The sequence below is a fragment of the Salinicola halophilus genome, from assembly GCF_003206155.1.
Lineage (GTDB): Bacteria > Pseudomonadota > Gammaproteobacteria > Pseudomonadales > Halomonadaceae > Salinicola > Salinicola halophilus.
Window position 1 is genome coordinate 413,352 of sequence record NZ_PZJV01000006.1, and the last position, 12,907, is coordinate 426,258.

Below are 12,907 nucleotides of genomic sequence, written 5' to 3' on the forward strand. Positions count from 1 at the left end.
CATGGATCAGTTTGACCAGGATGAACTCGACCAGCAGTTGACCTCGCTCTTCGATGGCAAGGTGGTGCGCAAGGACCTCCTGCACCGCATCAAGAAGGGTACCAACGTGCCCACCTTCGTGCTGGAGTTCCTGCTGGCGCGCTATTGCGCCAGTGATGAGCCGGAGGAGATTCAGGCCGGCATGGAAGCCGTGCTGGACACCCTCAACGACAACTACGTGCGGCCCAATGAGGCGAACGCCGCCCAGTCCCGAGTGGCGACTAAGGGAAAGCACCGCTTCATCGACAAGGTGCACGTCAACTATGTCGAGAAGGATCGGCGGCACTGGGCGGCCCTGGAGAACTTCGATTCCCGGCGCGTGGCGATCAGCGAAAAGTTCTATCGCGACAATGAGCGGCTGCTTCAGGGCGGGCTGTGGGCCGAGGTGACTATCGGCTACAACGAGATCGAGGATGACGACTACGCCTTCTTCGTCGAGGACCTGCGCCCGATCCAGCTGAGCCGTTTCGATTTCGATCGCTACTGCGAGGGACGCGATGCCTTCAGCCGTGATGACTGGATGGATGTGATCCTGCGCTCCGTAGGCTTGGAGCCGACCAAGCTGTCGAAACGGGTGAAGTTTCATTTCATCGCCCGCCTGGCGCCGCTGATCGAACCCAACTTTAATTTCATCGAGCTGGGGCCCCGTGGCACCGGCAAGTCCTACTTCTACAGCGAGTTTTCTCCCTACTCGACGCTGATCAGTGGGGGGCAGGCCACCAAGGCGACGCTGTTCTACAACGTGCAGCGTCGCAAGATCGGCCTGGTGGGGTATTGGGACACGGTCGCTTTCGATGAGGTTGGGGGGATCAAGATCAAGGATCCCGATACCATCCAGATCATGAAGGACTTCATGGCCAACGGTCGCTTCTCCCGCGGCGTCGAGGTTATCGCCCAGGCCTCCATGACCTTCGTTGGCAACCTGGACCTATCCGTGGAGCAGATCGTCAACTCCGAGGTGTACGACCTCTTCCAGCCGTTACCCAAGGAATTCGACCTGGCTATTCAGGACCGCTTTGCCTGCTACCTGCCAGGCTGGGAGATGCCCAAGAATGGCAGCGAGTTCCTGACCGGCAACTACGGCTTCATCACCGACTACCTGGCAGAAGCGTTTCACTACCAGTTCAAGCAGACCAACCGCTATGAGGAGGTCTCTAGCCGAGTGAAGCTGGGTGATGCCGTGGAGGGCAGGGACGAGAAGGGCATCAAGAAGACGCTTTGCGCCTTCCTGAAGATCCTGCACCCCAATGGCAAGCCGACCGATGAAGAGTTCGAGGAGTATGTGGCCTATGCGGTGGAGACTCGCCGTCGAATCAAGGAGCAGATGAACAAGCGCAAGACCGACGACGAGTTCTCGCGCATCAATCTCTCCTACTTCACCGCCTCGGGTGAAGAGGTGGTGGTCTACTGCCCGGAATCGCAGAATGCCACGGCAACTCAGGAGCCGAGCCGACGCAACATTCATGTTGGTGATGAGGAGGGTCAGTCCACGCCTGCCCTTTCGGGCGTTCCCAGTGCTGAAGCAGAGCTGCAGCCAGAGGCGGCGGCGCCTGTGGCTGAGGGCATGCCCGATGCGGCGGTAGCCGAACCCCAGGAGCAGCACTTCACCATCCATTATGGGGATACAGGCCATAGCTACGAGTCGCTGTTGCTCCCGTACCTTCAGAGAGCCAAGCTGGTGGAGATTGATGACCCCTACATCAGGGCTAACCATCAGGTGCATAACTTCGTTCGTTTCTGTGAGGCAGTGATCAAGTCGCCAAAGGTACGCAAGATCGTGCTGACCACCAGCTATGACCAGGATACGGACCTTAAGGCTCTCAATGAGCGGTTCGAGGAGCTCAAGCAGAGCCTTCTTGAGCTGGATGTCGAATTAAAAATTCTGATTAATGAGAACCTTCACGATCGAGAGATTCGGATCGGCAATGGATGGGTGATTAAGATTGGCCGGGGCTTGGATTTCTATCAGAAACCAGACCTTTGGTACGGGGTAGGAGCGCATGATCTAAGCATGAGGAGATGTCTTGAGACGAAAATCGATATTTTTCTGCGTTAGTTGTCATTACCTAAATTCACGCCAAGTTGGATTTTGTTTTTTGAACTCAAATCTTGCTGCCCGTTAATTATTTTTGGACATTAAGGTGTGCGAGATAAATTAAATGCCTTATATAATTATATTAATCTCATTTGTATAATAGCTATACAAGGATGTGTCATATTAACTTAGCCATGTTCTGCTAGAGCGGTATCTACTGTAAGCCGATCATTGCGCTCTCTACCGCCCCAGCCAGCTTCTATATTGCATTCGAGTTCTGTCTCAAAACCGCCAAGTCAGAGCCGCATTCCCCCCGTGGTCCTTGAGGTCGTCACCGAATCGGCCGGCGTAGCCGACGTCGAGCGAAACGTCGCGGGTGAGCGCCACGCCCACGCCGGCACCGACCTGGAGCAGATCGCGGGCGGCGTCGGTGCCTTCCACGGAGAACGTGTCGCCGCCGTCGAAACGCGCGCTGAGTTCGGGGGCGTCGTCGTCCAGGCGGCGCTGCCAGGCGATCTCGCTGCGTAGCGTCACGCGATCGAGACCCAGCGTCTGCCGGTGGCGCAGGCCGAGCTGGGCGTACGGGCTCGTCTCGCGTTCGCCGTCGATGGTGAGCGCGGCGGGGCCGCCGTGCTCGTGAATGTCGTCGATCCGGGTGGAAACCACGCTCACCCCGGCGAAGGGCGAAAGCGTTGCAGCGCCCAGTGCGAAGTGCCGCGAAAGCTCGGCGAAGGCGGTGAGCGTCTCGGCATCGAAATCGGCCTCGAGGGTGTCGTCGACATCCGCGAAGCGCACGCGGCGGCGGCTGTCGGCGTCGCTGTCGATGTAGGCGGCGCCGAGGCGCAGTTCGTTGTCGCCGAAGCGGTGCCGGGCATAGGCGCCGAGGTGGGTGTGATCCAGCTCGGTGCGGGCGTCAAATTCATCCATGCTGAGCCGTCCCTCGCCGGTGCCGACCAGCGCGCCCACCTGCCAGCCGGTGCCGGTCGCGGCGTCGACGCCCACCACTAGCCCCTTGGAGTGCATGTCGAAGCCGTTGTCGGCGTCGATCTCGCTGCGCGCGCCCCAGCCCTGCGTCCAGACGCGGGTGCCGGTCGCGACGGCATCGGTCGGGTCCATCCGCGTGAGGCGGGACTGCATCAGCGACTGCAGCTGCAGTGCCTCCTGGGAGAGCGCGGTCAGCGTTGCCGGGTGCAGGTTGCCTGCGAGCTGGCCGAAGGCGCGGTCGGCGGTGGCGGCATCCTGGGTGACGAGGGTGTCGAACAGCGCGTTACCCAGCCCCAGCGATTCGACGCCCTCGGCGCTTTCGCGGGCGTTGGCGGTGGTCGCGACATCGGCAAACGCCACGTCGTTGCGGGTCAGCGCGATGACGGCGCGGCGGTCGGCGAAGCGCAGCTGCGGCGAGAGAAAGGCGAGGTCGGTGAGGTCGAGCGTACCCGTCGGCGCGAGCCCGCCGGGCCAGGTGAGCGGGTAGCCGTCGACGGGGGCGATCTCCACTTCGGAAAACGTGCCGTCCAGCGGGCGGTTGCCGACGAAGGGCAGCAGCCCCTCGCTCAAGGCGCCGGCGATGAAGGCGCGCTGGTTGGCGGTCTCGGTGGGGTAGGAGGTGGCGATCACGAACTTGCCGTCATCCAGCGCGGTGCGCAGGAATTCGAGATCGCCTTCGGTCCAGGGCGAGGGGCGGTCGTCGTCGTACCACAGGTCTTCCACGCCCACGCCGTCGATGGCGGCGAGATAGGCGACGTTGGGCTGCTCGGGCGTGTCTTCGGTCTCGCCGAGCAGGCCGACGGCGTTCTGCGGCACGATCAGAAAGTCGGGGTCGAGCGCCTTGGCATGCTCGGAGAGGCCGATGACGAAATCCTGCATCGCGGCGCGAATGTCCTCGCCGTCATAGCGGTCGCGGACCGATTCCACCGTGTAGGCGTCGACGATATCCAGATAGGCGCCGCTGTAGCCCAGCGCCACCGCTTCCTCGAGCCGCTCGGCCATCAGTGCCTGCCACGCCGGCTGCCAGAATTCGACCCGGTAGTTGCCCTCCCAGTCGTCGTTTTCGTCGAGCACGTAGTTCGGCACGCCGTCGGCGCTCACCCGATCCCAGTAGTCGCGGTAGTCCTCCGCCTCGCCGATGCTTAAGTAGGTGATCAGCGTCTTGTCCTGCGCCTCGATCGCTTCGACCTGAGCGCGGCTCATGCCGGTGTCGTCCATGTCGACGACGGCGACGCTGAAGCGCTGCTCGATGAGCGTCTCGTAGGAAGCTTCTTGCAGCTGATAGATATAGGGAAGGTCCACGGCGGGCTCGGGCATCGGGAAGGAGCGCCTAGCGTAAGCGGCGCGAGCGGCGGGAAGCCGGCGATTAGCGGGTGTTTTGCTGCGTTAATCCGGGGTAGGCGGCGCTAAAGAAAGACGCGACGCGGCCGAGTGCCGGCGCGTCCAGCGCGATGCGGCCAGTCGGCATTATGACTGGAGAGATGATCGGGGAGATGACCGGGAATAAGACTGGGGAGATGACCGGGCAGGCGGTCGGTAGAAGGCAGCGACGGCTAGAGGAATAAATCATTCGCACGCTAAACGGGCCACCCGCGGTCTGTTTTGGTATCGTAGCGCCCCGCGATCGGCCCGGCCGGCGGGGCATTGCGCGCTGCGTGCGGGCTCTCGCTGCCTCAGTCGCTGGATACTTCGCTGACTAAGCCGTTGATTCGCCTGCGAAGCTGGCTGACATCGCGTTCTCGCGACCGCCGGCGCTTCAAGATCGCGCCTCGCGTCTTTCGGTGATGCGCTCGGGGTGACGTCGCCACCGCGGGCGGCGTTCGAGATATCCACATCCTGTGAGGTATCCACAGCCGGTTTGGCACGGTGAGGCGAGATCGAGCCGAGCGATCGCGGCCAGCAAGACCATCCCTTGAGTAAAGAGCGGTTCCATGACGACGATGATCCCTGAACTGGGCAGCTACTCCCTGATCATGGCGCTGGCCATGGCGCTGGTTCAGGCAAGCGTGCCGATGATCGGGGCAGCGCAGCGTCGTCCGCTGTGGATGGCGTTTGCCCAGCCGATGGCCTGGGGCCAGTTCGCGTTTCTGGCGCTGGCGTTTCTCTTTCTCGCGGCGAGCTTCCTGCTCGACGACTTCAGCGTCGCCTACGTCGCCCACAACGCCAACTCGATGCTGCCCTGGTACTACAAACTCAGCGCGGTATGGGGCAGTCACGAAGGCTCGGTGCTGCTGTGGGCGCTGATTCTGAGCGGCTGGAGCTTCGCCGTCAGCGTCTTCTCCCGCCACTTGCCGCGGGACATGCTCGCCCGGGTGCTGGCAGTGATGGGCTGGATCAGCAGCGGTTTTCTGCTGTTCATCCTGATGACCTCCAACCCCTTCTCCCGGCTGCTGCCCAACGTGCCCGCGGACGGCAACGACCTCAATCCGCTGCTGCAGGACTTCGGCCTGATCATCCATCCACCGATGCTCTACATGGGCTACGTGGGCTTCTCGGTGGTGTTCGCCTTTGCCCTGGCGGCGCTGATCGGCGGTCGGCTGGACGCCGCCTGGACCCGCTGGGCGCGCCCCTGGACCAACCTCGCCTGGGCCTTCCTGACGGTGGGCATCGCGCTGGGCAGCTGGTGGGCCTACTACGAACTCGGCTGGGGCGGCTGGTGGTTCTGGGACCCGGTCGAGAACGCCTCCTTGCTGCCGTGGCTCGCCGGCACGGCGCTGATTCACTCGCTGGCGGTGACCGAAAAGCGCGGCACCTTCAAGAACTGGACCGTGCTGCTGGCGATCTTCACCTTCTCGCTGTCGCTGCTGGGCACCTTTCTGGTGCGCTCCGGCGTGCTCACCTCGGTGCATGCCTTCGCCAACGACCCGGCCCGGGGCACCTTCATCCTGATTCTGCTGGGGATCACCGTGGGGCTGTCGTTGACGATCTTCGCGCTGCGCGCCCCCCGAGTGGTCTCTGCCTCCGGGTTCGGCTGGTTCTCCCGTGATGCGCTGCTGCTGATCAACAACATCCTGCTGGTGATCATCACCGTCACCGTGCTGCTGGGCACGCTCTATCCGCTGCTGCTGGACTCGCTCGATCTCGGCAAGATCAGCGTCGGCCCGCCGTACTTCAACGCGCTGTTCGTGCCGCTCACCGCACTGCTCTGCGTGTTCATGGGGCTGGGGCCGCTGGCGCGCTGGAAGCGCATGCCGGGCCGGGAGCTGGGCAAGCGGCTGGCGCTCTCGGCGCTGGCGGCGGTGGTCATCGCGGCCATCGTTCCCTCGCTCTACGGCGGCAAGTGGAATCTCGGCGTCTCGGTGGGACTGCTGCTCGCGCTCTGGCTGGTGTTGTCGCTCGCCCGCGACCTGATCCATCGAATTCGCCCGCGCCATGAGGGCTCGCCGGGGCGCTGGACGGCGCTGAAAAAACTCACCCCGGCCTACTGGGGCATGCTCCTCGGGCACCTGGGCGTCGCGGTGACCATCGTCGGCGTGGTGATGGTGTCGAACTACAGCGCGGAGCAGAACGTGCGCCTCGGGCCGGAGGAGACGGTCGAGGTCGGTGGCTATCGCTTCACCATGACCGACTTCAACGAACGCCGCGGGCCGAACTATCTCGCCGATACCGCCACCATCGAGGTCGTGCCGCCGGGGCGCCACGCATTCGAACTTTACCCCGAGAAGCGCTTCTATCAGGCCAGCCGCATGCCGATGACCGACGTTGCCCTGCGCCCGGGGCTTTTCAGCGATCTCTACGTCGCGCTGGGTGACGAGGTCGACGACGGCGACTGGTCGCTGCGCATCCAGATCAAACCTTTCGTGCGCTGGCTCTGGCTCGGCGCGCTGATCATGGCCGCGGGCGGCGTGCTCGCAGTGCTGGATCGCCGCTACCGCCGCCGAACCGCGCCCCGCGCTGCCGTGACCTCTTCCCCGGAGGCGCTGTCATGAAACGTCGTCTGCTCCTGCTGGTGCCGCTGCTGATCTTTGCCGTGCTGGTGGTCTTTCTCTACCGGGGTCTCTCCCACGACCCCTCGGCGCGGGACTCGGCCAAGCTCGCTGATCGCTTTCCGGCCTTCGATCTGGCGACGCTCGACGACCCCGACCGGCGCCTGGACCGTTCGCTGCTCGAGGGCGGCGATGACAGCGAGGGCGAGGTGACGCTGGTCAACGTCTGGGGCGAGTGGTGCCCGGTGTGCAAGAAGGAGATGCCCCAGCTTCAGACGCTGGCCGACCGCGGCGTGCATCTGGTCGGCGTCGACTACAAGGATACCCGCGACAAGGGCAACGAATTCCTCGAGACCTACGGCGACCCCTTCGCGGTGTCGCTGTTCGACCCGAAAGGCAGCCTCGGCTTCGACCTCGGCGTCTACGGCGCCCCGGAGAGCTTCATCGTCGATGGCGACGGCGTCATTCGCTACCACCACACCGGCTACATCACCCCGGACGACGTCGAGCAGGTGATCCTGCCGGAGATGGCGAAATGGCGGTAAAGCGTCTCCTGGGGCTCGCCCGGCCGATGGTGTGGCTGTTGCTGCTCCTGCTGACGATGACGGCGCAGGCGGCGATCGACGTCCAGTCTTTTGACGACCCGGCGCTGGCCCAGCGCTTCGAGGCGCTGAGCGGGCGGCTGCGCTGCCCCAAGTGTCAGAACGAGTCGATCGGCGCCTCGAACTCACCGATTGCCGGCGACATGCGCGCCCGGGTCGCCGCCATGCTGCGCGACGGCGCGAGTGACGCCGAGATCGAGGACGCCATGGTCGAGCGCTTCGGCGACTACGCCCTCTACGATCCGCGCTTCGAAGCGCGAACCTGGCTGCTGTGGGGGCTGCCGTTCGGGCTGATCGTCATCGGCGGCGGCATCGTTGCGCTGTTCGTCGTGCGCCGGCGGCGTACCGGCGACGACACCCTGAGCGCACAGGAGCGCCGCCATCTCGACGGGCTGATCGCGCGTCACGACGTACGTAACGATGAGCCCGGACGTGACGGTGAGCCAGAGCGCGCCGGCGAGCCGGGGCGGGACGCATGACGGTCGCGCTGACAGGACGCGGGCTCGCCTGCGAGCGGGACGAGCGCGAGCTGCTGCACGGGCTGGATCTCGAGGTCGTCGACGGCACCCTGCTGCGCATCGAGGGGCCCAACGGCAGCGGCAAGACCTCCCTGCTCAAGCTGTTGACCGGGCAGCTGGCGCCAACGGCGGGGACGCTGAGCTGGCACGGCCAGCCGCTGGCCAGGGCGCGCGCGGACTACCGCGCGGCACTGCTCTATCTGGGCCACGAGCCCGGCGTCACCGCGTCGCTGACCGCGATGGAGAATCTTGCCTGGTCCGCGGCGCTGGCGGATCTTCGCGTCGACGCGGCCGCGATCGAGGCCGCGTTGCAGACCGTGGGGCTCTACGGCTTCGAGGATCTGCCCGCCGGGCAGCTCTCCGCCGGGCAGCGTCGGCGCATCGCGCTGGCGCGGCTCGAACTGATCCCGCGGCCGCTGTGGATTCTCGACGAACCCTTCACCGCGCTCGACCGCGCCGGCGTGGCCTGGCTGGAGCAGCGGCTGCTGGCGCACCGCGACGCCGGCGGGGCCGTGGTGCTGACCACCCATCATGAATTTGCACCGACCGCGTGCATCGAGCGCCTGCGGCTGGGAGCCACGCATGCCGCTGCCTGAGTCGACCTCGACCGCGGCGCCGTCGCCAGCGCCCCGCGGGCTGGCCGCCACCTGCGTGAGGCAGGTGAAGCGCGAGCTGGCGATCGCCCGGCGCCGCGGCAGCGAGTGGATCAATCCGCTGCTCTTTCAGGCGCTGGTGATCGTGCTGTTCCCGCTGGGGATCTCGCCGGAACCGGCGCTGCTCGCGACCCTCGCCCCGGGTCTTCTGTGGGTCACCGCGCTGCTGGCGGTGCTGCTATCGCTGGACGCCCTGTTCCGCAGCGATTTCGACGACGGCAGCCTGGAGCAGATGCTGCTCTCGCCGCAGCCGCTGCCGGCGCTCTGTCTGGCCAAGACGTTCGCGCACTGGCTGCTGACCGGGGTGCCGCTGTCGCTGATCGCACCGCTGCTGGGGCTATTGCTGTCGCTGCCGGCCGCAGGGGTCGCCACGCTGATGGCGGCGCTGCTGCTGGGGTCGGCCACCTTCAGCCTGATCGGCGCGGTCGGCGCGGCGCTGACGGTCAGCCTGCCCCGGGGCGGGGTGCTGCTGTCGCTGTTGATCCTGCCGTTCTACATCCCGGTGCTGATCTTCGGCGCCGGGGCGGTGAATGCCGCCATTGTCGGTGACCCGGTCGCGGCCCCGATGGCGCTGCTCGGCGCCATGCTGGCGCTGGCGATCGCCGGCGCGCCGTTCGCCATCGCCGGTGCGCTGCGTATCAGCGTCGACGGCTGACCCGCTCCGGCGGGATGAATGCATTGAGAGGTAAGCAGATCGGAATGTGGAAATTCATACACAAGCTGGGCTCGCCCAAGTGGTGCTATCAACTCTGCGGGCGGCTGCAGCCGGCGTTCTGGATCGCCGCGGCCGTGCTGCTGGCGGTGGGGGCGGTCTGGTCGCTGGCGTTCTCGCCGCCGGACTATCAGATGGGCGACAGCTACCGGATCATCTACGTCCACGTGCCCGCGGCCATTCTGGCGCAGAGCGTCTTTCTCGCCATGACCTTCGCCTCGGTGGTGTTTCTGGTGTGGAAGATCAAGCTCGCCGACATGGCGGCCAGCGTGATGGCGCCCTTCGGCGCGGCGATGACGCTGCTGGGGCTGTTCAGTGGCGCCGTGTGGGGAATCCCCACCTGGGGCACCTGGTGGACCTGGGATGCGCGGCTGACCTCGATGCTGATCCAGCTCTTCATCTACATCGGCATCATCGCCCTGCGGGGCGCGTTCGCCCGCCCCGAGCAGGGCGCCAAGGCGGTCGCGGTGCTGACGCTGGTCGGCGTGGTCAACATTCCGATCATCAAGTACTCGGTGTCGTGGTGGAACACCCTGCATCAGCCGGCGACCTTCACGCTGACCGAGCGCCCCGCCATGCCGGAGAGCATGTGGATGCCGCTGCTGCTCATGGTGCTGGGCTTCTACTGCTTCTTCACCGCGCTGACGCTCTACCGCCTGCGCAGCGAGATTCTCAAGCGCGAATCGCGCACCCGCTGGGTGCGGGAGGCGGTGAAGTGACCGCGCTACCGCTACCGCTACCGCTACCGCTACCTGCCGACCGCACGCCGTGCCCCCCGGAGGCGACATGACGCCGCTCTGGATCGGCATTGGCCTGCTCACCCTGCTGGCGCTGGCGCTCGTTGTCTGGCCGCTGCGCCGGGCCGCGGCGCTGCGCGAGGCACAGCTCGCCTTCGAGTCGAAGGACACCCATAACGCCGAGAACGTGGCGATCTATCGCCAGCGGCTGCGCTCGCTGGAGGCGGAGCTTGCCGCCGGCGAGATCGACCAGCAGCGCTTCGCGCAGGATCGGCTGGAGCTGGAGCGCCGGCTGCTCGAGGACGCCGAGGCCAAGCGAGGCCGCACGCTTGCCGCGCCCAACGCGGGGCGCTGGCTGCTGCCGGTGGTGGCGCTCGGCGTCATCGTGGCCGGGGGCGTGCTCTACGAGCATTTCGGCGCGCGGGAGGATCTCGCCCTCTACCGGCTAGTGCAGTCACTCGAGCATCTGCCGCCGGAAACCCAGCTCGCCGCGCTGGAAGCCGAGGCCGAGCGTCAGCCGGACAACCCCGACGTCTGGCTCGAGCTGTTTCCGCGCTATCGCGACAGCGGCGATTACGCCAAGGCCGCGGAAGCGATCGAGGCGCTGATTCGCCTCGAGGGCCGCGAGCCGACGCTGCTGGCACAGCTGGCGCAGGTGAAGTTCTTCGCTGCCGATCGCACGCTGACGGACGACGTCCGTGCGCTGGTGGATGAAACCCTCGCCCGCGAGCCCGGCCAGCCGGTGGTCAACAATCTGCTGGGCGTCGAGGCCTTCGAGCACGCCCGCTACGAACAGGCGATCGGCTACTGGCGCAAGGCGCTGGCGAGCTACGACGAGCCGAAGACGGTGGAGGCCCTGCAGCAGGCAGTGGCCGCCGCCCAGCAGCGACTGGGACAGGACGCAGCCCCGGCCGCGGCGGCGCTGCGCGTGCAGGTCACGCTCGACCCGCGGCTGGCCGGGCGCCTGCCGAGCGATGCCAGCGTCTTTCTGGTCGCCCGCGACAGCGATCAGGGCCGAGCACCGCTGGCCGTCACCCGTACCACGCTGGGGGCGCTGCCGCAGACGCTCACCATCGACGACGCCAGCGCCATGACCGATGCGGCGACGCTCTCCCAGGCGACGCGCGTCGACCTGCTGGCGCGTGTCTCTGCCAGCGGCCAGGCCAAGCCGCAGCCGGGCGATCTCTACGGCCGGCTGGATGCGGTCAGCCTCGACGACGACGCGTCGCCAACCGTGGTCATCGACCGCGTGGTGCCGGCTCCCTGATGCGCACGCCTGGCTCTCACCTACGCAACGCGCGCGCTTTCCGGCGCTTACGCAACGCGCGCGCTTTCTGGAGTCTTCGCGATGGCTTTTGATTCACTGGCTGACTTCTTCTCCATGCACGGCTATGCGCCCTACGTCTGGTCGGCCTGGGGGCTGGCGGCGCTGCTGCTGGGTGGCTCGCTGCTGTTCGCCCGCGGCGAACGCCAGCGCACGCGGGCGCAGATCCGTCGGCGGCAGCGCCAGGCGGGGGGCGGCGAACGCCAGACGAGTGTCGCCTTTCGAGGAGCGGGCGAATGAGGCTCCAACGCAAACGGCGGCTGACGATCATTGCCGGGCTGGTGGCGCTGGTCGCCATCGCCGTGGGGCTGACGCTCTACGCCCTGCGCGCCAATATCGACCTGTTCTTCACGCCGTCGCAGATCGCCGCCGGCGACGCGCCCCACGACCGCACGATGCGTCTCGGCGGGGTAGTCAAGGATGGCAGCGTCCAGCGCGACCCCGACTCGCTGGCAGTCAGCTTCGTCGTCACCGACTTCGCTCAGGACGTGCCCGTGCGCTTCGACGACATCCTCCCGGACCTCTTCCGCGAGGGGCAGGGCGTGGTGGTGATCGGCACGCTCGGCGACGATGGCGACTTCGCCGCGCAGCAGGTGCTCGCCAAGCACGACGAGAACTACATGCCCCCGGAGGTCGCCGAGGCCCTGAAAGCGACCAACAGCCTGCCCGAGGGCGCCGGCAACAGCGCCGGCTGAGTCGCTGGCCGAATCGACTTGCGCCGAGACACTTTGTCGCAGGGCGCTGACAGCCGTGGTTCGTGCCGCCGAATGCGCTAGCATGGCGTTTTTCGTGGCTATACATCGCGGCCGTTCATCACCGCCATTTACCGCGGCTGTTCATTGCCGCCATTCACCGCGGCATTCGTTACGGCCATCCACCTCTGCGACTCACGGTCGACCCGATGACATCACGCCCGCCCCAACGCACGCGATTCGCGGCCTGGCTCAGCCTCGCCGCCATGCTGCTGTTGGTGCTCGGTGCGCCCATCGGTCAGACCAGTGCGGCGATGAACGCCTCGGGCAGCGCGGCCGCCCACGAGGCCCACTCGATGCACCATGCGGCGGGGGCGTCGCACGCGGCTGACACCGCCGAGGATGTCGACAACCCTGGCCTGCACGATCAGTGCGGCTACTGCTCGCTGTTCAGCCACTGCCCTGCGGTGGCGCAGGCGGAGCTGGGAATGAACCTCGGCGGAGTGCCGCCACCACGCGCCGGTTGCCAGCCCGTCCGCGACGCCCGTGCCGTCGCCACGACCTTCCCCAACGCCCTGACCCGGGCGCCTCCGCGCTTCATCGATCGTTCGTACTGACGAGATCCACCGTGACGCGCCGCGTCGCGGGGATTCCCCCTAGCGCTGCCTCGCGGGCAGCGAACGAT

The 12,907-nt window shown here is 66.2% G+C and carries 12 protein-coding genes; 11 read left to right on the plus strand and 1 reads right to left on the minus strand.

The features are described from left to right. Position 1: 1 nt before the first annotated feature. A complete protein-coding gene (gene brxL, locus DOM33_RS13705; protein WP_110669876.1) occupies positions 2-2,095 on the plus strand; it encodes a BREX system Lon protease-like protein BrxL in 2,094 nt (697 codons plus the stop codon). Positions 2,096-2,356: 261 nt separating this feature from the next. Here the strand turns inward: brxL and DOM33_RS13710 are convergent, their stop codons facing one another. Continuing rightward, complete coding sequence (locus DOM33_RS13710) at positions 2,357-4,375, minus strand: autotransporter domain-containing protein (protein ID WP_110669878.1); 2,019 nt, start codon at positions 4,373-4,375, stop codon at positions 2,357-2,359. 623 nt (positions 4,376-4,998) lie between these two features. On the opposite strand from DOM33_RS13710, the gene DOM33_RS13715 reads away from it, so the two are divergent. From DOM33_RS13715 to DOM33_RS13760, 10 genes are all read left to right on the plus strand, one after another. Next, positions 4,999-6,987 (plus strand): heme lyase CcmF/NrfE family subunit, encoded by a 1,989-nt coding sequence (locus DOM33_RS13715; protein WP_204352707.1) that lies wholly within the window; start codon positions 4,999-5,001, stop codon positions 6,985-6,987. Next, positions 6,984-7,529, plus strand: a complete 546-nt coding sequence (locus tag DOM33_RS13720; protein ID WP_110669881.1) for a DsbE family thiol:disulfide interchange protein — start codon at positions 6,984-6,986, stop codon at positions 7,527-7,529. The genes DOM33_RS13715 and DOM33_RS13720 overlap by 4 nt, the downstream gene beginning before the upstream one ends. After that, positions 7,520-8,065 (plus strand): cytochrome c-type biogenesis protein, encoded by a 546-nt coding sequence (locus DOM33_RS13725; protein ID WP_110669883.1) that lies wholly within the window; start codon positions 7,520-7,522, stop codon positions 8,063-8,065. The genes DOM33_RS13720 and DOM33_RS13725 overlap by 10 nt, the downstream gene beginning before the upstream one ends. Continuing rightward, positions 8,062-8,700, plus strand: coding sequence for a cytochrome c biogenesis heme-transporting ATPase CcmA (gene ccmA, locus DOM33_RS13730; protein WP_110669885.1), 639 nt, complete (start codon positions 8,062-8,064; stop codon positions 8,698-8,700). Before DOM33_RS13725 ends, ccmA begins: the two co-directional genes overlap by 4 nt. Continuing rightward, positions 8,687-9,412 (plus strand): heme exporter protein CcmB, encoded by a 726-nt coding sequence (ccmB, locus tag DOM33_RS13735; protein WP_239495369.1) that lies wholly within the window; start codon positions 8,687-8,689, stop codon positions 9,410-9,412. Before ccmA ends, ccmB begins: the two co-directional genes overlap by 14 nt. A 44-nt stretch (positions 9,413-9,456) precedes the next feature. Next, positions 9,457-10,188, plus strand: a complete 732-nt coding sequence (locus DOM33_RS13740) for a heme ABC transporter permease (RefSeq protein ID WP_110669889.1) — start codon at positions 9,457-9,459, stop codon at positions 10,186-10,188. A 67-nt stretch (positions 10,189-10,255) separates the two neighbouring features. Continuing rightward, positions 10,256-11,473, plus strand: a complete 1,218-nt coding sequence (ccmI, locus tag DOM33_RS13745) for a c-type cytochrome biogenesis protein CcmI (protein ID WP_110669892.1) — start codon at positions 10,256-10,258, stop codon at positions 11,471-11,473. Positions 11,474-11,554: 81 nt separating this feature from the next. After that, the gene (gene ccmD / locus DOM33_RS13750; RefSeq protein ID WP_110669894.1) at positions 11,555-11,770 is read left to right on the plus strand and encodes a heme exporter protein CcmD; all 216 of its coding nucleotides are present in this window, start codon (positions 11,555-11,557) and stop codon (positions 11,768-11,770) included. After that, the gene (gene ccmE, locus DOM33_RS13755; RefSeq protein ID WP_110669896.1) at positions 11,767-12,225 is read left to right on the plus strand and encodes a cytochrome c maturation protein CcmE; all 459 of its coding nucleotides are present in this window, start codon (positions 11,767-11,769) and stop codon (positions 12,223-12,225) included. The genes ccmD and ccmE overlap by 4 nt, the downstream gene beginning before the upstream one ends. A 206-nt stretch (positions 12,226-12,431) precedes the next feature. Continuing rightward, positions 12,432-12,839, plus strand: a complete 408-nt coding sequence (locus tag DOM33_RS13760; RefSeq protein ID WP_162617978.1) for a DUF2946 domain-containing protein — start codon at positions 12,432-12,434, stop codon at positions 12,837-12,839. Positions 12,840-12,907: the final 68 nt, after the last annotated feature.

Excerpts from the sequence above, each read along its gene's own strand:
- ccmA (WP_110669885.1), top strand. The coding sequence starts at position 8,062 with ATGACGGTCGCGCTGACAGGACGCGGGCTCGCCTGCGAGCGGGACGAG.
- ccmI (WP_110669892.1), top strand. The coding sequence starts at position 10,256 with ATGACGCCGCTCTGGATCGGCATTGGCCTGCTCACCCTGCTGGCGCTG.
- ccmD (WP_110669894.1), top strand. The coding sequence starts at position 11,555 with ATGGCTTTTGATTCACTGGCTGACTTCTTCTCCATGCACGGCTATGCG.
- DOM33_RS13720 (WP_110669881.1), top strand. The coding sequence starts at position 6,984 with ATGAAACGTCGTCTGCTCCTGCTGGTGCCGCTGCTGATCTTTGCCGTG.
- DOM33_RS13740 (WP_110669889.1), top strand. The coding sequence starts at position 9,457 with ATGTGGAAATTCATACACAAGCTGGGCTCGCCCAAGTGGTGCTATCAA.
- DOM33_RS13710 (WP_110669878.1), bottom strand. The coding sequence starts at position 4,375 with ATGCCCGAGCCCGCCGTGGACCTTCCCTATATCTATCAGCTGCAAGAA.
- DOM33_RS13725 (WP_110669883.1), top strand. The coding sequence starts at position 7,520 with ATGGCGGTAAAGCGTCTCCTGGGGCTCGCCCGGCCGATGGTGTGGCTG.
- DOM33_RS13715 (WP_204352707.1), top strand. The coding sequence starts at position 4,999 with ATGATCCCTGAACTGGGCAGCTACTCCCTGATCATGGCGCTGGCCATG.
- DOM33_RS13760 (WP_162617978.1), top strand. The coding sequence starts at position 12,432 with ATGACATCACGCCCGCCCCAACGCACGCGATTCGCGGCCTGGCTCAGC.
- ccmB (WP_239495369.1), top strand. The coding sequence starts at position 8,687 with ATGCCGCTGCCTGAGTCGACCTCGACCGCGGCGCCGTCGCCAGCGCCC.
- brxL (WP_110669876.1), top strand. The coding sequence starts at position 2 with ATGGATCAGTTTGACCAGGATGAACTCGACCAGCAGTTGACCTCGCTC.
- ccmE (WP_110669896.1), top strand. The coding sequence starts at position 11,767 with ATGAGGCTCCAACGCAAACGGCGGCTGACGATCATTGCCGGGCTGGTG.